General features: G+C 35.7%; 21 protein-coding genes and 1 other annotated feature. Of the genes, 9 read left to right on the top strand and 12 right to left on the bottom strand.

From position 1 onward, the window contains the following. Nucleotides 1-98 precede the first annotated feature (98 nt). The 3 genes from BUC25_RS08065 to tnpB all read right to left on the bottom strand — a co-directional run bounded on the left by BUC25_RS08065 (nt 99) and on the right by tnpB (nt 2,819). Nucleotides 99-536, bottom strand: a complete 438-nt coding sequence (locus BUC25_RS08065; protein ID WP_073201372.1) for a carboxymuconolactone decarboxylase family protein — start codon at nt 534-536, stop codon at nt 99-101. A 24-nt stretch (nt 537-560) separates the two neighbouring features. Next, a complete protein-coding gene (locus BUC25_RS08060; protein WP_073201371.1) occupies nt 561-1,454 on the bottom strand; it encodes a sigma-70 family RNA polymerase sigma factor in 894 nt (297 codons plus the stop codon). Nucleotides 1,455-1,688: 234 nt separating this feature from the next. Next, nucleotides 1,689-2,819, bottom strand: coding sequence for an IS200/IS605 family element RNA-guided endonuclease TnpB (tnpB, locus tag BUC25_RS08055; protein ID WP_073201370.1), 1,131 nt, complete (start codon nt 2,817-2,819; stop codon nt 1,689-1,691). Nucleotides 2,820-3,034: 215 nt separating this feature from the next. Here tnpB and BUC25_RS19870 point away from each other — a divergent pair, with 215 nt between their 5' ends. Continuing rightward, nucleotides 3,035-3,337: a LysR substrate-binding domain-containing protein gene (locus BUC25_RS19870; RefSeq protein ID WP_084543412.1), complete on the top strand. Its 303-nt coding sequence runs from the start codon at nt 3,035-3,037 to the stop codon at nt 3,335-3,337. Between the two features lie 62 nt (nt 3,338-3,399). On the opposite strand, the gene BUC25_RS08045 is transcribed toward BUC25_RS19870, so the two are convergent. Next, nucleotides 3,400-4,827 carry an alanine/glycine:cation symporter family protein gene (locus tag BUC25_RS08045; RefSeq protein WP_073201368.1) on the bottom strand — a complete coding sequence of 476 codons (1,428 nt, stop codon included), beginning with the start codon at nt 4,825-4,827 and terminating at the stop codon, nt 3,400-3,402. 145 nt (nt 4,828-4,972) lie between these two features. Beyond that, complete coding sequence (locus tag BUC25_RS08040) at nt 4,973-5,428, bottom strand: SRPBCC family protein (RefSeq protein ID WP_073201367.1); 456 nt, start codon at nt 5,426-5,428, stop codon at nt 4,973-4,975. Between the two features lie 273 nt (nt 5,429-5,701). Here BUC25_RS08040 and BUC25_RS08035 point away from each other — a divergent pair, with 273 nt between their 5' ends. The 3 genes from BUC25_RS08035 (at nt 5,702) to BUC25_RS08025 (ending at nt 9,331) form a co-directional block, all read left to right on the top strand. Then, a complete protein-coding gene (locus BUC25_RS08035) occupies nt 5,702-7,039 on the top strand; it encodes a cytochrome ubiquinol oxidase subunit I (protein WP_073201366.1) in 1,338 nt (445 codons plus the stop codon). Between the two features lie 6 nt (nt 7,040-7,045). Then, a complete protein-coding gene (locus tag BUC25_RS08030) occupies nt 7,046-8,065 on the top strand; it encodes a cytochrome d ubiquinol oxidase subunit II (protein ID WP_073201365.1) in 1,020 nt (339 codons plus the stop codon). A gap of 237 nt (nt 8,066-8,302) precedes the next feature. Next, on the top strand, nt 8,303-9,331 hold the full coding sequence (locus BUC25_RS08025) for a DUF3231 family protein (protein ID WP_073201364.1): 1,029 nt from the start codon (nt 8,303-8,305) through the stop codon (nt 9,329-9,331). A gap of 87 nt (nt 9,332-9,418) precedes the next feature. On the opposite strand, the gene tyrS is transcribed toward BUC25_RS08025, so the two are convergent. Continuing rightward, nucleotides 9,419-10,690 (bottom strand): tyrosine--tRNA ligase, encoded by a 1,272-nt coding sequence (gene tyrS, locus BUC25_RS08020; RefSeq protein ID WP_073201363.1) that lies wholly within the window; start codon nt 10,688-10,690, stop codon nt 9,419-9,421. 68 nt (nt 10,691-10,758) lie between these two features. Next, nucleotides 10,759-10,970 (bottom strand) — a binding site (T-box leader). 122 nt (nt 10,971-11,092) lie between these two features. Here tyrS and BUC25_RS08015 point away from each other — a divergent pair. From BUC25_RS08015 to BUC25_RS08000, 4 genes are all read left to right on the top strand, one after another. After that, nucleotides 11,093-14,104: a transglycosylase domain-containing protein gene (locus BUC25_RS08015; protein ID WP_073201362.1), complete on the top strand. Its 3,012-nt coding sequence runs from the start codon at nt 11,093-11,095 to the stop codon at nt 14,102-14,104. A gap of 195 nt (nt 14,105-14,299) precedes the next feature. Next, the gene (locus BUC25_RS08010; protein ID WP_073201361.1) at nt 14,300-14,920 is read left to right on the top strand and encodes a GNAT family N-acetyltransferase; all 621 of its coding nucleotides are present in this window, start codon (nt 14,300-14,302) and stop codon (nt 14,918-14,920) included. A gap of 12 nt (nt 14,921-14,932) precedes the next feature. Beyond that, nucleotides 14,933-15,583 (top strand): CBS and ACT domain-containing protein, encoded by a 651-nt coding sequence (locus BUC25_RS08005; protein ID WP_073201360.1) that lies wholly within the window; start codon nt 14,933-14,935, stop codon nt 15,581-15,583. Continuing rightward, nucleotides 15,573-16,742 carry an acetoin utilization protein AcuC gene (locus tag BUC25_RS08000; protein ID WP_073201359.1) on the top strand — a complete coding sequence of 390 codons (1,170 nt, stop codon included), beginning with the start codon at nt 15,573-15,575 and terminating at the stop codon, nt 16,740-16,742. Before BUC25_RS08005 ends, BUC25_RS08000 begins: the two co-directional genes overlap by 11 nt. A 634-nt stretch (nt 16,743-17,376) precedes the next feature. Here the strand turns inward: BUC25_RS08000 and motS are convergent. From motS to BUC25_RS07980, 4 genes are all read right to left on the bottom strand, one after another. Beyond that, nucleotides 17,377-18,168, bottom strand: coding sequence for a flagellar motor protein MotS (gene motS, locus BUC25_RS07995; protein ID WP_073201358.1), 792 nt, complete (start codon nt 18,166-18,168; stop codon nt 17,377-17,379). Continuing rightward, nucleotides 18,158-18,982, bottom strand: coding sequence for a flagellar motor protein MotP (motP, locus tag BUC25_RS07990; protein WP_073201357.1), 825 nt, complete (start codon nt 18,980-18,982; stop codon nt 18,158-18,160). The genes motS and motP overlap by 11 nt, the downstream gene beginning before the upstream one ends. Before the next feature lie 86 nt (nt 18,983-19,068). Next, on the bottom strand, nt 19,069-20,064 hold the full coding sequence (ccpA, locus tag BUC25_RS07985; protein WP_073201356.1) for a catabolite control protein A: 996 nt from the start codon (nt 20,062-20,064) through the stop codon (nt 19,069-19,071). An 871-nt stretch (nt 20,065-20,935) separates the two neighbouring features. After that, nucleotides 20,936-22,000 (bottom strand): bifunctional 3-deoxy-7-phosphoheptulonate synthase/chorismate mutase, encoded by a 1,065-nt coding sequence (locus BUC25_RS07980; protein WP_073201355.1) that lies wholly within the window; start codon nt 21,998-22,000, stop codon nt 20,936-20,938. A 158-nt stretch (nt 22,001-22,158) separates the two neighbouring features. On the opposite strand from BUC25_RS07980, the gene pilM reads away from it, so the two are divergent. Further along, nucleotides 22,159-24,282 (top strand): pilus assembly protein PilM, encoded by a 2,124-nt coding sequence (gene pilM / locus BUC25_RS07975; protein WP_073201354.1) that lies wholly within the window; start codon nt 22,159-22,161, stop codon nt 24,280-24,282. 96 nt (nt 24,283-24,378) lie between these two features. On the opposite strand, the gene ytxJ is transcribed toward pilM, so the two are convergent. Both ytxJ and BUC25_RS07965 read right to left on the bottom strand, forming a co-directional pair. Then, a complete protein-coding gene (gene ytxJ, locus BUC25_RS07970) occupies nt 24,379-24,699 on the bottom strand; it encodes a bacillithiol system redox-active protein YtxJ (protein WP_073201353.1) in 321 nt (106 codons plus the stop codon). 75 nt (nt 24,700-24,774) lie between these two features. Beyond that, a complete protein-coding gene (locus BUC25_RS07965; RefSeq protein ID WP_073201352.1) occupies nt 24,775-25,209 on the bottom strand; it encodes a YtxH domain-containing protein in 435 nt (144 codons plus the stop codon). Nucleotide 25,210: the final 1 nt, after the last annotated feature.

Raw genomic sequence — 25,210 nt, 5'->3', positions numbered from 1 at the left:
TCCTCCTAATAATTATACATACGTTATGTATGTATAATTATTATAATATATTGCCAGATAATTGCAAGTATCTGGCAATATATTTTTACAGATAGAGATTACCTGCTTACTATATTCCGATTCGCGATCGATAAACGATTCCAACTATTGATCGTAATAATGATCATGATTAAATCAATGGTTTCCTTTTCATCAAAATATACTCGGACATCTTCGTAAACTTTGTCTGGCACACCATCTACTGATATAAGGGTGACTGCTTCAGTGAGTGCAAGTACTGCCTTTTCTTTGTCAGAATAGATACTGGTCTCTTGCCACGCTTGCAGACAGTATATTCTTTGTTCCGTTTCCCCTGCTTTTAAGGCTTCCTGGGTGTGCATATTAATACAAAAAGCACATTTATTCAGTTGTGAAGCTTTAATTTTACATAAATGGATTAATTCTTCCTGTATTCCTGCTTCCTTTTTATACTCCTCCAACTTCATCAATAACTTAACAGCATTTGGAGCTACCTTTCCATAGTTTATTCTGGACATAAAAATTCCTCCTTTTAAGTTTCACTAATTAAGACAAAAAGGAGGTATGATTTGTGACATGTTTACTAAAAAAATTTTATCAGGATTCATCACGAAGTAAACATTTTTAATGCCTTCTTTTCCATGATTAAATAGAATTATCTTTACTGGTTCACCTTGTATTTCCTGAACAATCGCAAAGCCACCAAATACCCATACCATATGATATGCACCAATGAAGCTTCCTTTTCGATAAATCCCTTCCAAAAATGCTTTTACCCTTACCTTGCTTACAATTGGACGTAAAGCAGCAAGTACTTTTCCACCACCATCTGAAATAAGTTCGACATCTCCCGTTAATAACTCTATAAAAGCAGTGAAGTCTCCCGTTTCCGCTCCATCGATGAATAATGAAACTAATTTTGAATCAATGGGCAATAAGTCATTAAGCTTACCAGTCTTATCCTCTAATTTTTGCTTTGTTCTGCTAAAAATTTTTCGAACTGCTGGTTCCGATCGTTCAAGTATTGAGGAGATTTCACTATACTCAAAGACTAGCACTTCTCTCAATACAAAAACCGTTCTTTCTAAATCTGTTAGACTTTGAATTAAAACAGTGAGAGCATACGTTATCTTTTCCGTTTGTATTACATGATGCAGGGGATCGTGCAGGTCATCTATAATAATAGGTTCTGGTAACCACGGTCCTGGATATACTTCTTTTTGGTCTCTCGCAGATTTCAAACGATTTTTACAACTATTTATCACCATTCTTGTGAAATAGGATTTAGGATCTCGGACAACAGCCCAATCTACTTTATCAGAGAGCAGGTACACATCCTGCAATATATCTTCAGTGTCTTGAATGGTTCCTAGCATTTGATAAGCAGTAGTAAAACCTATTCGTTTATAACATTGGAATACCTCATGAGCTTCCATAGAATGACACCACTTTCACTTCAGTAAGGAAATTTCAATTTCAATACTGTAAGTATATTAATTACACCTCTTATTTTTCATTATAATCATAACCTAAAGCATAAGCTCTTTGAAGCATTAATTCTACTGCATCATTTTCCGGATTAATAGCTTTTTGAACTACCCCCACCTACAAGCAAAAGCTTGTTGAGGAAGGGGATTCCTGGGTCATAGAACCTAACGGCTCTAAATTTATCAGGCTATCCCCGTCGCACCGACGGTTGAAAGATGCATACCTTCTTCAAGAATATTAACAGCTGCATTGATGTCTCTATCATGATTAGTTTGGCAAGTCGGACATGTCCATACTCGAATAGAAGTATCCTTGGTAATCGGATGCTTCTGTTTACAAGAAGAACATATTTGCGTAGAAGGGAAATGCTTCCCTACTTTTACAAGTTCTTTGCCATACCAATCACATTTATAAGCTAACATCGTCGTGAATTCACTCCAGGAAGTATCCTGGATGGATTTGCTATATAATTTATCCTTCAACATATCGGAAACAGATAAGTCCTCGATGGCAATGACATCATACTGTTGGACTAGTTCAGAAGACAGTTTATGTTGAAAGTCTTTTCTTTTATTCACTACTTTCTCATGAATAGTAGCTATTTTTTTCTTTTGTTTGTGCCAATTATTCGAAAACTTTTGTTTTTGAGAAAGAGAACGTTGAGCTTTAGCCAACTTTTTCTTTAAAGATTGAAAATAACGTTCGTTGTTGATTTTGTTGCCATTTGAATCAATAACGAAATGTGTTAATCCCATATCTAAACCGATGGTTTGGTTGGTTTTATCTCTTTTTTTAACCTCTTCTTTTACATTGATAGATACAAAATACTTGCCAGCTGCATTTTGACGTACTACTACGTGTTTAATCACCGCACTATCCGGGATAGGGCGACTGTTAGCGTATCGAATCCATCCTACTTTTGGTAACTTAATATGTGTTTTTGTCACTTTGATATTGCCATTCACGGACTTGGTGGTGTAGCTTTTTACCGGATGTTTGCGACTTTTGAATTGTGGGAATTTGTTTTGCTTATTGAAAAACCGAACCATTGCATCGTTCAAATGCTCAATGCTTGCCTGCAAGCTGATGCTATCGACTAACTTCAACCAAACATAGTTTGTTTTCATGCTTTTTAGTTCATTCTTAAACGCATTCACTTGTAGTGTTTTTTGGTTTTCTTCATCTCTATTTTTGATTTTTTCGAGAAAATGATTGAACACGAAACGTGAACAACCGAAAGACCGTACCATGAAGGTTTGTTGTTGTTTATTCGGAAAAATACGATATTGATATGCTTTGTGATGAACAGCCATCGGTTGTTCACTCCTTCCGTTTTTATCTATCTTCTATTATACAACCGAACAAATATTCGCACAAAAGATAACTTGACTATTCTTTAAAAAAAGGCGATTCATCTCCCACCTATACGCTTCGCGTTTTGAGGAAGGAGTCTTCTCGCCTAAGTACGATCAATATCCGCATGTGTCTCTTCTTTTAAAACCTTTGGATTACACTCGTTTAACCTTTTATCGATCATTATCTAACGATTCATCAAACAGAAGCAACAGTAAAAATCGAAGTAAACAGCATAGAGGCGATCAAAAAATGTGTAATATCAGGATTAGGCCGATCGATTTTACCTACTTTTTGCGTGCAGAAGGAAATAGCACAAGGGATCTTAACCGATATAGAAGCAGACTTACCCAATCAACCGCTCGCTATTTATGCTGTACACCATAAAAAGAAATGGAAATCTAAAAATATTACATCCATACTTGATTTATTAGAAGAAAAAATCTTTATTCAAGCCGACACAAAAAAACTAAGATAAATATAAAAAAAGATTTGGTGGATATTCTATAAACATCACCAAATCTTTTTTTACTCTTTCAACTATTTTTTGTTCTCATCCTGCGCACCCCACCAGGAGATGCCTTTCAAACCTTTGACATTTTTATAATGGAATTTGGGATCATTACCTTGTTTCTTTTGTTGCATATAATCTTGTAATACTTGGATAGCAATTTTACTTAATAACAGAATTGCGATTAAGTTAACTACCGCCATTAGCGCCATAAACATATCGGCCATATTCCAAACCAATTGTATAGAGGCAAGTGAACCAAACATTACCATAGCTAATACTAGAACACGATAAATGGTTAGCCAAATCCCATTATGATTTAGAAAGCTTACATTTGTTTCTCCGTAATAGTAATTGCCCACTACAGAACTAAATGCAAAGAAGAAAATAGTAATCGCTAAGAAGATCGATCCCCATTCACCTACATGAGCGCTCAAGGCAACTTGAGTTAATTGAATCCCATCTTCAGAAGCTTGATAGAAATTATCGTATAAGATAATAATAAACGCTGTTAAACTACAGATTACAATCGTGTCAAAAAATACCGCCAATGATTGAACTAATCCTTGTTTTACCGGGTGATTGACCCCCGCTGTTGCGGCAGCGTTTGGTGCACTACCCATACCAGCTTCATTAGAAAACAACCCACGTCGAATCCCATACATCATCGCTGCACCAATTCCACCACCAAACACTTCTTCCAAGCCAAATGCATTACGAATAATAAGCATAAATACATCAGGAATAGCTGTTATATTAGTAAAAACAACATAAAATCCTACCGCCATATAAATAACAGCCATTACCGGAACAATTACTCCAGCAACAGATGCAATCCGTTTAATACCACCAAAAATGATGATACCTGCTAACACCACTAGTACAATACCTGTCCAAATCGGATCAATATTAAACGCTTGGTCTACCGCTTGAGATATTGTATTGGCTTGCACCGCGTTGAAAATGAAACCAAATGTTATTGTGATTAAAATAGAGAATAAGATCCCCAACCACTTTTGACCTAATGCTTTTTCCATATAATAAGCTGGTCCACCACGAAAACCTTCTTTATCAGGAACTTTATAAACTTGTGCTAACGTACTTTCAATAAAAGCTGTAGACATTCCGATTAAGGCTATGATCCACATCCAGAAAACAGCGCCAGGTCCCCCGATTGCAACAGCAAGAGCGACACCTGCTAAATTTCCTGTACCAACTCGTGATGCTATTGTTATACTAAATGCCTGAAACGCGTTGGTTCCCCGCTTCCCACTTTGTTCCACAGCTTCCTCAGATATTACTTTAAACATTTCTCCAAATAAACGAAATTGTACAAATCTGGAGCGGATTGTGAAAAACAAACCAGCAAAGATTAGTAAGTATAGAAGTACATAATCCCATAGGATAAGGTTTCCCCAATCTACCACTTTTGTGATGAAATACTCTATTTTTTCCATGTCATTCACTCCTCTCATGCACTACATATACCCCAAAATTCAATAACATATTACAAAATCTTGTAAAAAAAATCCCTACCCAAAAATCTTGGACAGGGTTATGTATTGATATCTGTACTTCAAATCTTTATTTTCCCGAACATATTCATTTGACGATGACTTCTACTTTTTCTATCTTACTAGCGACCGCTTCTGTTAAGTCTTCGGTTGTTTTGGGTACCAAAGACTTTAAAATGCTATTCACCATCGGTCCTTTCATACCACCAGCTTGAATATCCAGATTACCGCTTATTTCTGTTAAATTTTCTGTAAGTTCCTTTGCTGCAAAATATCCTTTACCAGCAATATTATCATGGATGCCGGTAAGATTAAATTTAACAGTAGTTGGCTCTATCCATTCTTTAATATCGATTCTCAGTGCCACTGTTTTTTGTATAATTCCAATATCACCTTTAAATTTCCAAGTCGATTGACGTTCTGAAATAAGTTTGTGTTCTAAATAACCTGGTACTAATGGCGCCCAGTTGTTCATATCCCTTACAAATTCCCATACTTTTGAGATCGGGACCTCTAATTTCATGATGTGTTTTCCGGTTGGCATTTATCATTCCCCCTCGTTACTACCTATGTATAATTTATTAAAAATATTCCGCAAACATATTCACTGTTTTATTTTTTCATTATTAGGGAAAAATTTTACTATTAAGTGTAAGGACAAGCATAAACTTAAAACAAAGATACAGGATAGATATAGGGGGTGGTGGCTATCTATAAAAAACAGGAGAAATGGTTAATTGGCTTAGCTTTTCTAGTAGCATTTATCATTGGATTATCACTATTTGGCAGAATCTTTTCAGGATAAGGAGTTTAGCGTATGGATAATGAGCAAGCAGTATTTTTTAGTCGGTTATTAACAGAACTTACATTATCTTTTCATATCATATATGCAACGATCGGCGTTGGAATTCCTTTGTTAATTTTTATCGCACAATGGATGGGTATAAAAAAACAGGACGAGCATTATATTTTGCTTGCTAGAAGATGGACAAGAGGGTTCATTATCACGGTGGCGGTTGGCGTCGTTACCGGTACTGCGATAGGACTCCAGTTAAATTTATTATGGCCTACCTTCATGGAGCTCGCTGGAAATGTAATTGCATTACCTTTATTTATGGAAACATTTGCTTTTTTCTTTGAAGCCATCTTTTTAGGTATTTATTTGTATACATGGGATCGATTCGAAGATCAGCGTAAGCATATGTTATTACTGATCCCTGTTGCTATTGGAGCTTCTTTTTCTGCTGTTTTTATTACGATGGTCAACGCTTTTATGAACGCGCCACAAGGTTTTGAATTCTCGAATGGTGACTTGATTAATGTTCAACCAATCATTGCAATGTTTAATCCTGCCATGCCAACCAAAGTGGCTCACGTATTGGCGACCGCTTATATGACATCTGCTTTTATTCTAGCTGCAATAGGTGCCTATCGACTGCTTAAGGGATCCAATCATGACTATCATAAAAAGGCGCTATTATTAACAATGAAAGTAGGATTAGTATTTTCGATTGCTGCGGCCATTATTGGGGATTTTTCCGGAAAATATTTAGCTGAATACCAACCAGAGAAATTGGCGGCTTTGGAGTGGCATTTTGAAACAGAAGAAGCAGCTTCCCTTACTCTCTTTGGAATTCTTGAGAATGGAGAAGAAGTCAAATATGCTTTAAAAATACCTTACGCATTAAGTATCCTAGCTCACGGTGACCCAAACGCTGAAGTGATCGGCTTGGATCAATTCCCAGAGGATGAAATTCCTCCTTTATATATCCATTATCTATTCATAACAATGGTATTAATCGGAATGTTCGCCGCATTACTATCAAGCTTTTATGTACTGGGTAATTGGTTGAGGAGAAAATTTATTTTTAAAAGATTCTTCTTATGGTTAATTGTTGTTTCAGGACCTCTCTCTATGTTAGCAATTGAAGCTGGTTGGTGGCTTGCGGAAGTGGGTCGACAACCTTGGGTATTAAGGGGACTTTTAAAAACAAAAGATGCCGCCACCACAAGTGGCCAAGTAGATCTGATGCTTTATTTGTTTATATTGTTATATTTGGTTCTTGGATTTGCAAGTGCCTTTGTTTTAATTAGAATGTTTAAACATAATCCAGTTGAACAGGAATTATTAGACCGTCAGAAGGAAAGAAGGTGATCGACAATGGCATATGAATTAATTGGAATTTCCGTATTATGGGTCTTTTTATTTGGATACATCATTGTAGCATCGATCGATTTTGGTGCAGGTTTCTTTAATGCGTATAGTGTGTTAACAAACAAACATCATATTATTAGTAACATCATTCAAAGATACCTGTCGCCAGTATGGGAAGTTACGAATGTTTTTCTGGTGTTCTTTTTTGTTGGGATAGTTGGTTTCTTCCCAAGTACCGCTTATTATTATGGAACTGTCCTATTAGTTCCCGCCAGTCTCTCCCTTGTGCTTTTAGCTATTCGTGGCTCCTATTATGCTTTTAGCACATATGGTCAATTAAAAAGCAAGATGTGGATCTATTTGTATGGATTTTCTGGTCTTTTAATTCCGGCCTCGCTTTCAATCGTATTAACTATTTCAGAAGGCGGCTTTATTAAAGAATCAGCGAACAGCATATCATTAAACTATGCTGAGTTATTTACCAGTCCCTTAACATGGAGTATTGTCGTGTTAAGTCTTGCTTCCGTATTATATATTTCTGCCGTGTTTCTCACATGGTATGCCAATAAAGCAAAAGATGACGAAGCTACAGCATTGCTTCGAAAATATGCTTTAATTTGGTCCGTTCCAACAATGGTCACTGCATCAGGAATTATAGTGGAATTACGATCACATAACTTTGAACATTTTCAGAATATGCTTAATCTATGGTGGTTATTTCTAATCTCTGGCATGTTATTTTTGGCTACCGTTAGACTGCTTTGGCAAAAAGGAAACTATGGGGTAGCATTTATTCTTTTAATTGGCCAATTTCTTGTAGCATTTTTTGGCTACGGTATCTCTCATTATCCATATCTTCTCTACCCTTTCTTGACGATTGAGCAAGGGTTTACCAGTGAAGGAATGGCGGTCGCCCTAATCATAGCTTTTTTAGCTGGCTTATGTTTATTACTCCCTTCTCTCTTTTTATTGTTACGGCTATTTTTATTTAATAAGAACTATGTAGAAGGAAAATATAAGGGGTGATTCTATGGATGAATTTATTTATTTCTATGGTCCATTTGTCATTATTATTATTGCTTTTATTGTAACCTTTTGGTTGGTTTGGAAGGAATAATTGCGAATTCAAACTTGTTTTATAAGGGAAAAATTGATGAAAATTGCTTATATATTATCTCTGTTCAGGGTAAGTTATTATTGATAGTTAAATCGAATCGATTTGGTCTACTAGATAATAAAGCGAAGTGAGTTGGAGGTAATGAAATGGCCAGTCCAAATACAAATACAGAAACACCACAAACCATAAAGCTTACAGCACCAGAGATTGCTAATCTTTGGTCACAGTATCATAATGATACAATGGCAATATGCATGTACAAATATATGCTAGAACACGCAGAAGATCAAGCCGTTCGCCGTGTGTTAAATTTTGCTTTAAAAATTGCCGAAAGACATATTCCAATTATTAAAGACTATTTTATTGAAGAAAAATTCCCCATACCTCACGGATTTACTGAGAAAGATGTACATTTACCAGCACCTCGTTTATTCGAAGATACTCTATGTTTGACCTATACCTATGTAATGAGTGTCAACGGATTAGCTGGGTATTCTGCTGCATTAACTACTAATGTACGACGTGACATAAGAAATTATTTTGTTGAATGCCAAAATGAAACAATGAAGTTGTTCAATGATTCTGTAGATACACTATTGGAAATGGGAGTGGTATCAAGACCACCAACTATAAGTCCAGCCGATTCTGTCCATTTTGTCGAAAAGCAAGCATTTATAGAAGGTTTATTGGGAGGCAATCGACCATTAAGCTGTATCGAGATAAGTCACCTTTTTTGGGACTTAAAAAAAGTGGAATTAAGCAAAGCTTTTACAATGGCATTCTCACAAGTTGCTGACTCAAAAGAAGCTAAAAAATATTTGTTAAGAGGTTCCAAAATGTATTCAAAGCATATAGAAATTCTTCAATCTGTATTAGCATTGGAAGAGCTCCCTTTTCCTGAATCCATTAGCTCGGAGATTACCAATTCGACAATATCACCGTTTTCTGACAGACTGATGATGTACCACAAATCTTTTTTTGGTGGAACAACCATCAGTTTCTATGGTACAGCCATTGGTACTTCCCAACGTGCCGACTTAGTTCTTCACTACACAAGACTTGCTGCAGAAATGACTAAGTATATGGAAGATGGTTTGAATATCATGATTGAAAACAAATGGCTGGAAGAACCTCCATTATGTGATGACAGAGAAAAATTAACAAAAATTAAATAGTAGTTCAATTAAGGGTACAAACTTTGATTTGTACTCCTAAACTGAACTACTGATTTTTCCTCTTTCATACCTACTTCAATCAACCACTTAAAAGCGAATTAGGAAGTACTTCTTCTTACCACGGCGAATGATCGTAAACTTATCTTCAATACGATTTGTTTCAGTTAATTGATGTGTTAATTCTTGATTTCTCACACCATTAATATAGATCGCACCATTCTTAATGTCTTCACGTGCTTGTCGTTTTGACGAAGAAATTCCTGCTTCCACTAATAAATCAATTAAGCCGATTTCTTTATTATTAATCACTACCGAAGGAACATCTTTAAAGCCTTGTTCAATTTCTTCGGCATTTAATGAAGCTAAATCACCACTAAATAACGCTTCAGTAATTTTTTGTGCTTGTTGCAATGCCTCTTCCCCATGCACCATTCTTGTCATTTCTTCTGCCAAACGTTTGTGAGGAACTCGTTTTTCAGGTGCTTCTTCTAACTCTTTTTCTAATGCAGTAATTTCTTCAAAATCGATAAATGTGAAGTATTTAGTGAAACGAAGCACATCTCTGTCATCGGTATTAATCCAAAATTGGTAAAATTCGTATGGAGTCGTTTTTTCAGGGTCCAACCAGACCGCTCCCCCGGCTGTTTTACCAAATTTAGTCCCATCGCTTTTGGTAATAAGTGGAACTGTAAGTCCAAAAACCTCTGCTTCCTCTTCTTCTTTCTCAAATTGTTTCCGACGAATCAATTCCATTCCTGCTGTAATGTTACCCCATTGATCACTTCCACCAATTTGTAATGTACAGTTTTCTTTTTCATAGAGGTTTAAGAAATCAATCGATTGCAACATCATGTAGCTAAACTCGGTGAATGAGATACCATTTTCAAGGCGTGATTCTACAGAGTCTTTTGCCAACATATAGTTGATACTAAAGTGCTTACCAATATCACGTAAAAATTCAATAATTGTCATTGTTGATAACCATTCATGATTATTACGAGCAACTGCACTATTCTCACCTTGATCAAAATTTAACAACCCAGCTAATTGTTCTTTAATTTTATCACTGAATCCTTTTACTACTTCAGGACTATTGAGGGATCTTTCGGTAGAACGACCACTTGGATCACCTATCATTCCTGTTCCCCCACCAATTAATGCGATCGGCCGATGACCTGCTTTTTGAAATCTTTTTAACATAAGGACAGGTAATAAGTGACCAATATGCAAGCTGTCTGCAGTAGGATCAAACCCACAGTAAAGAGTTACTACGTTTTCGTCTAAATGCTTTCTTAACCCTTCGTCATCGGTTGTCTGCTGAATTAAATCTCTTTTTGCCAGTTCATCTAAAATATGCATTACATCTCAACTCCTCTTTTTCATTTAAAATGTGCTTAAAAACATAAAAAAACTCCTCCCTTGAAAAAAAAAGGGACGAGAAAATTCGCGGTACCACCCTTGTTGCAATAAATAACTTATTGCCACTTAAGGAAATAACGATGCAGACCACACCGTCTTCATTCAACATGAAGAAGCTCTTGAACGTAATTCGTCATAAGACTGTTTACTAACTTTCACCATACGTTAGCTCTCTGCAAAAGGGAATCTTAGTACTACTTCAATCAATCATAGCCATAATATTTAAATGTTATAACATTATTAGCATAATTGTATTGAAAATGCAATATTTTTATAAAAAATATATCAAATTCAGTTGACGTTTATGCTATAATATGTAGGGGAATAATTGGAGGTAATGGTATGAATATAAAAGAATTTTTTCATAAAACATGGCAGTCCATGAAGGAGATATGGCAGAAAAAAACCATCCAACGCTCAACACGTATAAGCTATCATATATTATGGAATGTCCTCTTGTTTTTTATTACAATTGGTATTGTCGGAGGGTTCTTTTTGGCCGGATTAGGGGCAGGTTATTTTGCCTCACTGGTAGACAATGAAGAAATCCAAACGGAAGAGCAAATGGCAAGTGCGATTTATAACTATGAAGAAACTTCCGAGTTGTATTTTGCTGATAATGTATTCTTATCTGAAGTCAGTTCTGATCTTTTAAGAGAACAAATTTCTCTTGACAAAGTAAGTGAAAATGTTCGAAATGCTGTAATTGCAACAGAAGATGAATATTTTAATACACATAACGGTATTGTTCCAAAGGCTATCATGCGTGCTGTTTTTCAAGAGGTAACAAATTCTGCTACTAAATCAGGTGGAAGTACGTTAACACAGCAAGTCATTAAGAATCAGATTTTAACAAATGAGGTTTCTTTCGAAAGGAAAGCGAAAGAAATGTTATTAGCCATGCGCTTGGAACAATTTTTTCATAAAGATGAAATATTGGAAGTTTATTTAAATATTGTACCTTTTGGAAGAAACTCATCCGGACAGAATATTGCAGGTATTCAAACTGCTGCAGAGGGTATTTTTGGTGTGGATGCAGCTGAATTAAATTTACCTCAATCGGCTTTTATAGCTGGTTTGCCGCAAAGTCCATCGTATTATACACCCTTCCTTAATGGAGGCGGTGTAAAAGATGAAGCAGGACTTCAACCAGGTTTAAACAGAATGAGATCTGTACTAAGCAGAATGCTAGAAGCAGAATATATCACCAAAGAGGAATATCAAGATGCAATGGAGTATGATATTGTTGCTGATTTTATACCGGCGGAAGAATCGATATTAGAACAATATCCATACTTAATGCAAGAATTAAAGGATCGTACCATCGATATCTTAGTAGAAGTGCTAGCGGAACAAGATGGTTATTCGAAAGAAGAATTAGAATCTAGCAATATTCTACAAGAAGAATATGAAATCCGTGCCAATCGTGAAATAGGTCAAAATGGATATAAAATTCATTCCACGATCGACAAAGAAATTTATGATGTTTTTCAAAAGGTCGCTAAAGAATATAATAATTATGGCAGAGATAAATTAGCTCGTAATGAGAACACTAATAAGCCAATCATGATAGAAGATCCTGAAACAGGAGAAATGGTTCAACTAGGTGATCAACCGGTTCAAGTAGGATCAGTCTTAATTGAGAATAAAACAGGTAAAATACTAAGTTTTGTAGGTGGACGTGACTTTGAAGTTTCTCAAAAAAATCACGCAACGAATGTTCTTCGTCAAAATGGTAGTACGATGAAACCACTAGCAGGGTATGGCCCAGCTATGGAAATGGGAGAAGTCCAGCCTGGTAGCGTAATAGCAGATGTGGAGAGAACATATGCACAAGGTTATTCACCTGGAAACTTCTCTAACAGATTCTACGGACTAACTCCTGTAAGAGAAGCACTTTACCGTTCACACAATGCTACAGCTGTTGCTGTTTTCACCAAAGTCAACGGAAGCCATATTGTGTCAGATTACCTAGCGAAAATGGGCTTCACTTCAATCGCTGAAGAAGAAGGTGGATATGATTCCCTCGTGTTAGGAAGTCCTACAAACGGGGTAACTATCGAAGAGAATATAAATGCTTATGCCACTTTTGGTAATATGGGGAGCTTTGTAGATGGTTATATGATCGATAAAATCGAAACAAAAGATGGCGAAGTTATCTTTGAACAAGAGAGTGAAAAAGTCGAAGTATTTAGTGAACAAACAAGTTACCTAATGATTGATATGCTTCGTGACGTTTTAACACGTGGTACTGGTACAGCTGCCCGAGCTAACCTAACCAATAAAAGTGTCGATTGGGCTGGAAAAACAGGGACAACAAATGATTATAAAGATGCATGGTTTGTAGCTACCAATCCTAATGTAACTATTGGAACATGGATGGGATATGACTATAAGCAACGTTTAGATGATGGTTATAGTAGCCGCAATAATACATTTTGGGCTCGTTTAGTAAATGCTGCTACAGAAATTCGACCTGAATTAATGGCTCCATCTCAAAATTTCGAAAGTCCAGGTGGAATTGTATCAAGATCTTATTGTGCTACATCTGGTTTATTAGTTTCTGATCTATGCAGTAAGCTTGGGTTAGTTCAATCAGATATTTATAACGCTAAATATGTACCATCTAAACGTGACTACAGTTTGATTAAAGAAAACTATGCTACGATCAAAGATAAGGTTGTTTTAGCAGGAGAAAATACTCCAGAAGAGTTTACCGATGGAGATGGTGTTAGTTTTAATCCTGAGTGGTTAAATGATATGGGCTATAACAATTTGGCTAATATCAAACAATTAACAGCTGGAAAATCCGGCGTATGGGAAGACATTAAATATCCAGATGAAAATGAAGTGGATAATGATGGTAAAGCACCTAATGCTCCGACTTCCTTAAATATAAACAATCAGAAATTAAATTGGAAGCACTCTAGTAGCAACGATGTTGTAGGGTATCGCATCTATCGTGCAAGCGATCCGGATGATTCAAATTTCCAACGTATTGGCTCTACTTCTGATACCTCCTTTACCGTACCAAGTAGTAAAGCTGTGTATCATATTAGAGCAGTCGATTATTTTGGACAAGAGTCCAGTCCATCTAAAGTAATTGTAAAGGGCGACTTTTCTGAACCAGAACCAAAGCCAAAACCTGAACCTGAACCTGAACCTGAACCTGATAAAGATTCTGACAAGGATAATAAAAAATCCAACAAGAACTCTGACGACAGTTCTTCGAATAATGACAAAAATAATAACAACGATGGGAATGAGAACTCAAATAGTAACAACAATAACGATGATGACAATTCAAATAATAATCCTGAACCTGAACCAAAACCGAATCCAGATGATGAATAAAACGAGACACTCTTATCTTATATAGATAAGAGTGTCTTTTTGTATAAAGAAATTCAAAAACAACTTGCAGATAATCTTATTGTTCTCTTTTTGCATAATATTGAACCAAATCAGGAGGGCTTTTGTTACGCTGTTAAACTCTCTTTTTATACGATATAATATAGTTATAACCCTATCTAGGTGGTGATAGAACTTTTGAAACACACAAAGCTTTATCAGTTTGAATCGATTGAAACAAATGGAGCAACGATTGTATTAGAAGGACCTGTAACATCTCATAAACTAACAAACTTAACGATGAACAAGGAACTTACAGCATTCCGTCCACCAACTGAACAATTAAATGCACTAATGGAAATAGCTACTCTTCCTGAGGCGAGAATTTTCATTGCTACAGTGGACCAGGAGATTATAGGATACGTCACTTACCTTCACCCTGACCCTATCGAACGATGGTCGAAATATCCATATGAAAATATTTTGGAATTAGGTGCAATCGAAATCGCGCCAGCCTACCGAGGGAATAAATTAGCATCCCGGTTAATAGAACTTTCGATGAAAGACGAAAACATGGAAGATTACATTATTCTATCAACCGAATACTATTGGCATTGGGATTTAAACTACTCGAAGTTAAGCGTATGGGATTATCGTAAAATCATGGAAAAAATGATGAAAGCAGGTGACCTGTATCCTGCTCCAACGAATGAACCTGAAATAATGGCACACCCTGCCAATTGTTTAATGGTCCGTATTGGAAAACATGTAAATAAAAAAGAAATAGAGATATTTGATCGACTTCGATTTTTATCTTAAAGGAGTGAATAAATGTTAGTAAAAGAGATTATGAAAACCAATGTGATCACGCTAACTGCTGAGGCAACAGTACAAGAAGCACTTTTTTTATTACAAGAGAATCACATTCGCCATATACCTGTAATAAATAACGATAATAATGTCATCGGTATCGTATCGGACCGTGATGTGAGAGATGCTAGTCCTTCCTTATTAGATAACAATTATAATAAAGGTATTTTAGAACGTCCGATAAATGAAATTATGTCTACTCCTGTTGTAACGACTCATCCATATGAGTTTTTTGAAGAAGTAGCAACAATTTTCTATCAAAAAGAATTTGCTTGCTTACCTGTAGTGAAAAATAAGCAATTAGTAGGTATCGTAACAGAGAAGGATATGTTGTATGCTTTCATTCAATTAACGGGGACCCACGCACCCAGCACACAATTAGAAATCAAAGTGCCTGATCAAATTGGTGTCTTATCAGATGTCTGTCAATTTTTCACAAATAGGAACATCAAAATTGTATCCGTTTACAGTTATCCTAATCCTGAAAGTCCTGGATTCAAAGTGCTGGTCTTCCGCATTCAAACAATGAACCCTCTGCCTGTTATCAATGATTTTAAGAACTCTGAATATCAAATTCTATATCCATACAGGGAGGATAATGATGAATTCTAAGCACTCAGCTTTTATTTACACCGATGACTTCTTACGTTATTCTTTTCATGAGGAACATCCATTCAATCAAAACCGCTTGTTATTAACAAAGGATTTGTTAGTATTGAGCAAGGCTTTAACTGAAGATCAAATCATTGCACCAAAGTTGATTGAAGAAGAAGACATCTTATCGGTACATTCTAAAGATTATATAGAGGCTGTCAAACAGGCTAGTGAAGGAAAAGAAATAGATCCACACAAATATGGTATTGGAACACATGATACACCAAGTTTCACTAAAATGTACGAGGCATCACTTATGACAGCAAGCGGATCTGTTGAAGCCTGTAACCAGGTTTTATCAGGAAAAGTAAAACACGCCCTAAATTTAGCGGGGGGCTTGCATCATGGTTTTCCTACACGAGCTTCCGGATTTTGTATCTTTAATGATATCGCAATAGCTATACAATACATCAGAAAACATTTTAATCTTAAAGTTTTATATATTGATACGGATGCACATCACGGTGATGGTGTACAACATTGCTTTTATGATGACCCTAATGTATGTACTGTCTCTTTTCATGAGACTGGTAGATATTTATATCCTGGTACAGGAAAAACAAGTGAACGTGGTGTGAAAGATGGATTTGGCTATTCATTTAACTTTCCTTTAGATGCTTTTACGGAGGACGCCTCCTATTTAGAAGTTTTTCAGAAAGGTATCGAAGAAATTACGGAATACTTTGACCCAGATATTATTATAAGTCAACACGGAGTAGATGCACATGCATTAGATCCATTAACACATCTTCATTGTACATTAGATATTTTTGAACAGATACCTGTCATCATACATAATCTTGCCCATAAATATTGTAATGGTAAATGGATAGCTCTCGGTGGTGGTGGATATGATATTTGGAAAGTGGTACCTAGAGCATGGTCGCAATTATGGAAGATTATGAATGAAGATAACGCTATTTTTCAAGGTAATATCACTAAAGACTGGCTTGAAAAATGGAAGTCATTATCTCCAGTAGCTCTTCCAACAAGTTGGCAAGATTCAGAAACGTTCTATCGCGATATACCAAGAAGAGAAGAGATTACTTACAATAATCGAAAAATGTATAAACAAGTTTTGAAGTTTATCGACAATAAAAAAGAAGCTGGAACATAATATTTTTCGTTACTACACTGACGAATGAATATATAATTGCACAGTAACAAGATACTGTGCAGTATGTTTATTTGAATTGTAGTAATTTTGAAAGAGATTATGAACGTAATAACCGCTACGGCATGCCCACTTCGCTTTCCGAGGGGCATGCTCTTCTGCTAACTTTGAAAAGGAAAACACTTTTCAAAGTGGATCTTCAGATCATGCTAATCCCTCAGGAGTCGAAGTGGACGCCTGCGCTAGATAGAATTCTACAATGGATGAAAGAGTTTAAATAAAGACTACTATCGCATAATGTATACGAAATACTTATAGAAAGTTCAAATGTTAGCTGTGACCACAGTTGTAGTATCCATTTAAAGCGTAGGCGGCCGTTTTCACTCCTGCGGGATGTTTTTACCCTAAGATCCACTTTTTAAGCGAATTTTGCTTAAAAAGTTAGCTTAGGGTAAAAACCCGCGGAAAGGAAAACGGGCAAGCCGAAGCGGTTGCAAAGCACATATAAAATCTCATAATTACCACTTCTGCCATGTCGCAGTTCCTTCCTTATACGCAAAAGATCCAAACGTTCGAAATCTATTCGAAGCGTTTGGATTACTTTAAATATAAAATTGTTTTGTAACAAACTTAATTATTAAGAATTTTGCTCTGAATCTAAAATTACTATTTCTACCCTTCGATTCGCACTCCAACCTTCGGGAGAATTATTCGAAGCTACTGGTCTTGTATCTCCAAAACCAGCTGCAATAAAACGTGATTGATTAAAATTGTTAGTAGCTAGTATATGTCGAATAACGCTACTTGCTCTTGCACCAGACAATTCCCAGTTTGAAGGGTAACGAAAACTAGAAATTGGTCGATCATCTGTATGACCTTCAACCCTTACTTCATTAGGTATATTTGAAAGTAAGGTACTCACTTTATTTAAGAAGGGCTTAGCTGGTTCAAGTACATTTGCTTCCCCTGTTTCGAATAAAACACTTTCCTGTAAAACCAATACTACACCTTGATCTGTTCTAGTAGCTGATATAACCTGATTTAGGTCATTTTCATTTAAGAAGTTTTCCACTTCTGCTAACAATTCGTCTAATTCATCTTGTTCAGGTGTTTTTGTCACCGCATTTAGTTCTGAGCCATTCGCTTCATCTTCAGCGGGCGTAGCATCCTCTTGCTTATCATCATTCTCTTCTTCTTTCAGCACTTCCGTATTTTCTGTTGGATGTTCTTCCTCAATAATAGACGGCATTGCTTCAAATATCGTTTCACTTCTAAATGCCTCGGCTATTGCTCTAAATTTTTCAGCGTCTATTTGAGACATTGAAAATAGTAATACAAAGAAAACAAGAATAAGTGTTACCATATCTGAATAGGTCGTCATCCACGGTGGTGCACCTTTTTTTTCTGGTCGTTTATTCCTACGCTTCATTTAAGGATTCCTCCGTATAGCTCTCCTCATCTTCTACAACTTTTTTATTTTTCATTTTATCTGATAGAAAGGCACTAAGCTTTTCTTTTAAAATTCTTGGGTTTTGTCCAGATTGAACACCAATGACACCTTCAATGATGACCTGTTTCATAAAAACTTCTTCATTTGTTTTTGTTTCTAATTTTCCTGACATGGGAGTGAATACCAAATTTGCTAGTACAGACCCATAGAACGTGGTTAATAAGGCAACCGCCATACTTGGACCTAAAGTGGTGGGATCCTCTAAATTCTGTAACATTAATATTAAACCAATTAATGTACCAATCATCCCCCAAGCTGGAGCATACTCGCCCGCTTTTTCGATAATAAGACGACCTCGATAATGACGATCTTCCATTGCATCTATTTCAGCGTTCATAATATCATTGATTACTTCTGGTTCTATCCCATCAATTGCAAGCAAAATACCTTTTCGTATATATGGATCATCGACCTCATCCAATTCATTTTCAAGTGCTAATAAACCTTCACGCCTCGCTCGCTCTGATAACCTCTCAAATAATTCTATCAAATCAGCTAAATCATGATCATTCTGTTTAAATGCTTCCTGAATGACATATTTAGTCGTTTTCATTTGTTTAATATTAAAATTAACAAGTAGTGCTGCCAATAAACCGCCAAGAACTATTAGTGCAGAGGATCCTTGAACAAATCCTACAAATCCTCCCATACCTCCACTACTTACAATTCCAAACATAATCATTAAAAATCCAATAGTAATGCCAATTGGAGTAAATAAATCTCTTTTATTCATCTGTATTCTCTCCCTAGTAAAAAGCTCGCAAAATTAATAAAAAACTAAGGTGATAAATCACCCTAGTTTTATTATCGGCAATTCTATTATTTTGTTGAGTTTCTTTTAACAATTTGATGTGGTAAAACTACATTTTGTTCTTCCACTGTTTCTTTATTCATAAATTTCGTCAACAGACGCATTGCTACAGCTCCAATGTCATACATAGGTTGCACGACTGTTGAAAGTGTTGGACGTACCATTGTTGCTAGTCTTGTATTATCAAAACCAAATACTTCTACATCTTCTGGTACTTTCACACCATTGTCTTGTAAACCGTGGATAATACCTACAGCCATTTCATCCGTAGCAGCAAAGACAGCTTTAGGATAATTTTTTATTTTAAGGATCTGTTCAGCAGCTTCTACCCCAGATTGATGAGAAAATTCAGCTGAAATAATGTAGTCCTCGTTAACTTCTTTATTATGTTCTTTAATTGCTTTTACATATCCATCATATTTTTTAGTATTAACAACTGAATCTTCTTCACCAGTTACATATATTGGATGTTTTGTGCCATTTTCAATTAAGAAAGATGTTGCCTCATATGCCGCTTGTTCATAATCGATATTAACTGCAGGAATTGTTTCACTGGAATCGATAGATGCTGCTAAAGCCACAGGAACTGGTGATGTTTTAAGCTGTTGTACATGATCCTCACTAATAGTGGCACCCATATAAATTAAACCATCCACTTGTTTTTCAAACATGGTATTAATTAATCGTAATTCTTTATCTTTATTTTGATCGGAATTACTTAAAATTATATTATATTTATACATCGTTGCGATATCATCAATACCTCTGGCTAATTCTGAAAAGAAAATACTTGAAATATCTGGGATAATAACACCCACTGTAGTAGTTTTTTTACTTGCAAGTCCACGTGCTACTGCGTTCGGACGATAACCTAATCTTTCGATTGTGTTTAGCACCTTTTTTCTTGTCGCTGGTTTTACATTTGGATTTCCATTGACAACACGTGATACCGTAGCCATGGAGACATTTGCTTCTCTTGCTACGTCATAAATTGTTATATTCATTATTATAACCTCCAATTTTCTATTTAACGGTATATTTCTCTCATCATACGCTAGATCGAGTATTTCTGCAAAGATTCCACCATATCTACATTATTTATGTATATCACTCATATTATAACAAATTTTTCATGAAAATTAACAATAAAAAACAATCAATTATGAAAAATTTTCATAAATTATGTCTACAAAACGTCAAAATATTTAATTTTCAAATTACCGTTACAAAAAAAATGAAAGTAAAACTCTAAAAGTTGGACAAATTTCATAACGCATAAGATGGACAATGCGACATAACTCTAGTTGGTAATTATGAAATGGTGTGTGTGCGTAAAAACCGCTCCGGCTTGTCCACTTCCCTTTCCATGGGCTTTTTCCTTCAGCTAACTTTTCCAAGCAAAAACCGCATGGAAAAGTGGATCTTTAGGAAAAAGAATCCCATAGGAGTGGAAGTGGACCCCTACGCTTAATGAAGTTCTACAAAGATTGCAAGTGCTAGCATTTTGGTTTGTTACAGATATGAGCTTGTTTTGTTAATAATGATAAGTAATCTAAAGACAAAATCATACGCGACTGGAATAAAGCAAACATTTTTATTCTTATTTAGGTGTAGCGCATTAAAAAGTGCAGGCGTCCGCTTCCACTCCTGCGGGAAGTTTTTATCCGAAGATCCACTTTGGTAAGTGGTCTTTGCTTACCAAAGTTAGCTGAGGAGAAAAACCCGCGGAAAGGGAAACGGACAAGCCGTAGCGGTTGCAAAGCACAAATAATATCTCGTAATGACCACTACAATAGTGTCGTATTGTCTTGCTTATATACATCACGTTTTCTGTTGATAAGTATAAAAAAACTCCTGCTGGGCAGGAGTTTTTGTTTATTTATTCAATAATTCTTTCATAAAGTTATGGAACGTTGGGATGTCCATTTGTTGTGCTGCATCGGATAATGCCACTGCAGGATCTGGGTGTACTTCAGCCATCACACCATCTGCTCCAATTGCTAGTGCTGCTTTAGCTGCTGGTAATAATAAGTCTCTTCTACCAGTAGAATGCGTTACATCAACCATAACTGGTAAATGTGTTTCCTGTTTCAGGATTGGAACAGCTGTGATATCTAATGTGTTACGTGTTGCTTTTTCATATGTTCTAATACCACGCTCACATAAAATAATTTGTCCATTTCCTTTTGAATTAATGTATTCCGCTGCATTGATAAAATCAGAAATTGTTGCAGACATCCCTCGTTTTAATAATACAGGTTTGTTCGTTTCTCCAGCTGCCTTTAACAATTCAAAGTTTTGCATATTACGCGCACCGATTTGAATGACATCAATGTAATTTACCGCTTCTTCAATATGAGCTGGGTTTACGATTTCACTTACAACAGCTAAACCATACTCATCGGATACTTTTTTCAAAATTTCAAGACCTTCGAAACCTAACCCTTGGAAATCATAAGGTGACGTTCTCGGTTTGAATGCTCCACCACGAATTAATTTTAAACCTTCATTTTTAATCGCGGCTGCTACTTCCGCTACTTGATCATAACTTTCTACTGCACACGGTCCAAAAATAAAGTGCTGGTTTCCATCACCAAATTTATCACCATTTATATCAATAACTGTATCTTCCGCTTTTTTCTTACGAGATACAAGCAATGCTTTACTATGGTCATCTTCTTGCAGTTCAAGTCCTGCTTTGAAAATTTCTTTGAACAAATGAATGATCGTAGAATCTTCAAAAGGACCATTATTATGTTTTTTGATAAGATTTAACATATCACGTTCACGAACTGGATCATAACTACGGTTCGCACCCTGTTTTTCTTTTACTTGACCAGTTTCTTTCACCAATTCCGCACGCTTGTTAATTAACTCTAATATTTCCAAGTTAACTTGGTCAAGCTTTTCACGAAGCTGATCCAATTGTTCATTACTCATTATAAATCCCCCTACTCCTATTTTAAATTTCTAAAAAAATGTTATACTTTTTATATAATTAGGGATAATTATAGCTAAAATTTAACGTCTTGTCACCCATTACTAGTAATATTTTATAGAATATTTATAATTTTTTAATAATAGAAGGGAAAAAACTCATGACTGAACATATGTTTGCACTCGATATCGGAACAAGATCGGTAGTTGGATTACTTATGGAAAAGAGAAATGATCTTTATCATTTAATTGATTATTATATGATTGAGCATAATGAGCGATCAATGGTAGATGGTCAAATCCATGATATTGTTTCCGTTGCACAGGTAATTCAAAAAGTGAAATTACATCTCGAACAAAAGCACGATATTATTTTAGAGAAGGTATGTGTTGCTGCTGCAGGACGTGCATTAAAAACAAATCGTGTACATACAACTAAAGAAATTGCCAAACAACCTTTGATGAATGAGGAGGATATACTTTTTCTTGAGTTAGAAGCTGTGCAGAAAGCGCAATATCAATTAGCTACCAGTGAGGAAGAAGATCCGAGCCATAATTATTATTGTGTAGGTTATTCCGTTATTAAATATCTATTAGATGGCGAGGAGATCGGCTCGTTAATAGATCAACAAGGAGATGAGGCAGAAATAGAAATAATTGCTACCTTCTTACCTAAAGTAGTAGTGGAATCTCTATTATCCGCCTTAAACCGTGCAGACTTGCAATTAGAAGCTTTAACTCTTGAACCGATAGCCGCAATACATGTATTAATTCCTCCTTCCATGAGACGCCTTAATGTGGCTCTCGTCGATATAGGTGCTGGTACAAGTGATATTGCTCTAACTTCCGAAGGTACTGTAACAGCTTATGGAATGGTACCTAAAGCAGGTGATGAAATAACCGAAGCAATTAGTGATCATTATTTATTAGACTTCAACCAAGCTGAAGATTTTAAAAAAGAAATAACAGTACATAAAAAAGCTGCTGTGGAAGATATTCTTGGATTTGAACAGGAAGTCGCATATGAGGAGTTAGTGGACAATGTATTGCCAGCTGTCGAATCGCTTGCAAGCTCGATTGCTGAAGAAATCATCGTATTAAATGGTTCTGCACCTAAAGCTGTCATGTTAGTTGGTGGCGGGAGTCAGACACCGGAATTAGCCAAAAGACTTGCTATAAAATTGAAGCTTCCAACAAATCGAGTAGCAATTCGGGGCGTTGATGCGATTCAACTATTATCAAAGGATGAAAATCTTCCAATAGGTCCCGAATTCATCACACCAATTGGTATTGCAATTGCTGCTAAACAGAATCCAGTTCACTACATTAGTGTGAAGGTTAATGACCGTGTGGTTCGATTATTTGAAATGAAAGAACTAACAATCGCGGATTGTTTACTTGCTGCTGGAATTAATATAAAAAAATTATATGGTAAACCTGGAATGGCAGCAATCGTTACATACAATGGCAAACAAGTGACATTGCCCGGTAGTTTTGGTTCAGCACCAAAAATCATTCTAAACGATGAAGAAAAAAGTATTGATGACACGGTAGAAAACGGAGATACTCTCACAATTGAAAAAGGGATAGACGGAGAGCCAGCCAAGTTGACACTAGCCGAATTTATTGGTGAAACATCTTCTATTACCATTTATTACAATGAAGAGGCATTTACTTTAAAACCTAACATTCAAGTAAATAATCAAAAAGTATCATCTACATATTTATTGGAAGATGACGATCGAATTGTCTATAATCAAAAAATTACCTTACAACAATTTCTGAAAGATCATGACATGGAAAATCAAATAAATGCGCCTTTTACAATATGGATCGATGATCAAATAAAAGAATTTACTGAATATAGCAGTACATTGTTGCATAATGGTGTTCCTGCTATTTTAGATACTCCACTTAAAAATGGAGACAAGCTGGAATCCTATACGGGTAACCAACCAACACTTGTAGAGCTTCTTAACAAAATGGAAATGAATTATCAAAAAACGTTAAAAATTGTTTACAATAATAAACCGATTAAACTGACCAAAGAATTAATTAAAGTGTATCGAAGAGGTGAGGTTGTTTCATTAGAAGATGAAATAGAAGATCAGGATAAACTGCAATTTATCGAACAAAAATCGGAACCATTTATTTTTCAGGATATCTTCCGATTTATTTCGATTGATCTCTCACAAGTGAAGGGCAAAGTTGAATTAAAAAGAAATGGCCAACCTGTTACTTTTTTCGAACAACTAAACCCAAATGATCAAATAGAGATAAAGTGAGACTTAAAGCAGCAAGAGTTATAAAATCCTGTACGTATAAAAAGCCGCCATTTCTAGCATGGCGGCTTTTTATAATTCAATGAATAATTTCGTATATTAAACCATTTTTTTAAGGTTGTCCGCTGTAATGTCAAAGTGGCTTGCATTCCAGATTGGCTTTCCATCTTCAAACTTGATTGCCTGGGGCGATTCATGTTTAATTTGATGAGTCTTAGCTATATAATCTGACAACGTTCGAGCATTCTGTACATACAATCGATAAAGAGGTGTATCAGTGTGCTCGCTAAATTGTTGGAAAGCTTGATTAGCTGAGTCACTAATTGGACAAGTCAAACTATGTTTCAACAATAACATTTGATTGTTGTTAGTAACTACAGATTGGAATTCCTCAATTGTTTGAATATCTGTTATTTCCATTTATTCTCTCTCCTTGGTGTATAACGTAAAAAGCGGACTGTTCTTTTTCAACAATCCACTTTTAGAGTTATTTTATTATACGTTTCTATTATTAACTTCTTCAGCCTCTACTGCATTTGCAGCTTCTTCAATAGCTTGTGCTACTTCTTCTGCAGCTTTTTCTGGATCTTCGTCCTTAGACATTTTTTCTTGAATTGTTGCTTTCGTTTCTTTTAATTTATTAGATAGATCCTGCGATTTTTCACTTACTGACTGACCAATAGTCTGTGATTGTTCTTTAGCGTAATCTCTCCACTCACCACTTTTTTCATATGCAACATCTTTCCATTCGTTAGCACGATCTTTCACATAATGTGCACCTTGATTGAGGTCACCTCTTAATTCCTTACCAGATTTCGGAGCGAAAATTAAAGCTAATGATGCTCCCACAATACCACCGATTAAAGAGCCTATTAAAAAGTCCTTACTGTTAATGTTTTGATTTTCCTCATTATTTTGATGTTGTGTCATT

This window comes from Gracilibacillus kekensis, assembly GCF_900143085.1.
GTDB lineage: Bacteria > Bacillota > Bacilli > Bacillales > Amphibacillaceae > Gracilibacillus > Gracilibacillus kekensis.
This window is presented reverse-complemented; position numbering and strand designations above follow the sequence as displayed.

Coding starts and splice junctions, on each gene's coding strand:
- tnpB (WP_073201370.1), bottom strand. CDS start 2,819: ATGGCTGTTCATCACAAAGCATATCAATATCGTATTTTTCCGAATAAA.
- motS (WP_073201358.1), bottom strand. CDS start 18,168: ATGAAGCGTAGGAATAAACGACCAGAAAAAAAAGGTGCACCACCGTGG.
- BUC25_RS08045 (WP_073201368.1), bottom strand. CDS start 4,827: ATGGAAAAAATAGAGTATTTCATCACAAAAGTGGTAGATTGGGGAAAC.
- motP (WP_073201357.1), bottom strand. CDS start 18,982: ATGAATAAAAGAGATTTATTTACTCCAATTGGCATTACTATTGGATTT.
- BUC25_RS08060 (WP_073201371.1), bottom strand. CDS start 1,454: ATGGAAGCTCATGAGGTATTCCAATGTTATAAACGAATAGGTTTTACT.
- BUC25_RS08035 (WP_073201366.1), top strand. CDS start 5,702: ATGGATAATGAGCAAGCAGTATTTTTTAGTCGGTTATTAACAGAACTT.
- BUC25_RS08025 (WP_073201364.1), top strand. CDS start 8,303: ATGGCCAGTCCAAATACAAATACAGAAACACCACAAACCATAAAGCTT.
- BUC25_RS08030 (WP_073201365.1), top strand. CDS start 7,046: ATGGCATATGAATTAATTGGAATTTCCGTATTATGGGTCTTTTTATTT.
- ytxJ (WP_073201353.1), bottom strand. CDS start 24,699: ATGGAAATAACAGATATTCAAACAATTGAGGAATTCCAATCTGTAGTT.
- BUC25_RS08015 (WP_073201362.1), top strand. CDS start 11,093: ATGAATATAAAAGAATTTTTTCATAAAACATGGCAGTCCATGAAGGAG.
- BUC25_RS08005 (WP_073201360.1), top strand. CDS start 14,933: ATGTTAGTAAAAGAGATTATGAAAACCAATGTGATCACGCTAACTGCT.
- pilM (WP_073201354.1), top strand. CDS start 22,159: ATGACTGAACATATGTTTGCACTCGATATCGGAACAAGATCGGTAGTT.
- BUC25_RS07965 (WP_073201352.1), bottom strand. CDS start 25,209: ATGACACAACATCAAAATAATGAGGAAAATCAAAACATTAACAGTAAG.
- BUC25_RS08065 (WP_073201372.1), bottom strand. CDS start 536: ATGTCCAGAATAAACTATGGAAAGGTAGCTCCAAATGCTGTTAAGTTA.
- BUC25_RS07980 (WP_073201355.1), bottom strand. CDS start 22,000: ATGAGTAATGAACAATTGGATCAGCTTCGTGAAAAGCTTGACCAAGTT.
- BUC25_RS08000 (WP_073201359.1), top strand. CDS start 15,573: ATGAATTCTAAGCACTCAGCTTTTATTTACACCGATGACTTCTTACGT.
- tyrS (WP_073201363.1), bottom strand. CDS start 10,690: ATGCATATTTTAGATGAACTGGCAAAAAGAGATTTAATTCAGCAGACA.
- BUC25_RS08040 (WP_073201367.1), bottom strand. CDS start 5,428: ATGCCAACCGGAAAACACATCATGAAATTAGAGGTCCCGATCTCAAAA.
- ccpA (WP_073201356.1), bottom strand. CDS start 20,064: ATGAATATAACAATTTATGACGTAGCAAGAGAAGCAAATGTCTCCATG.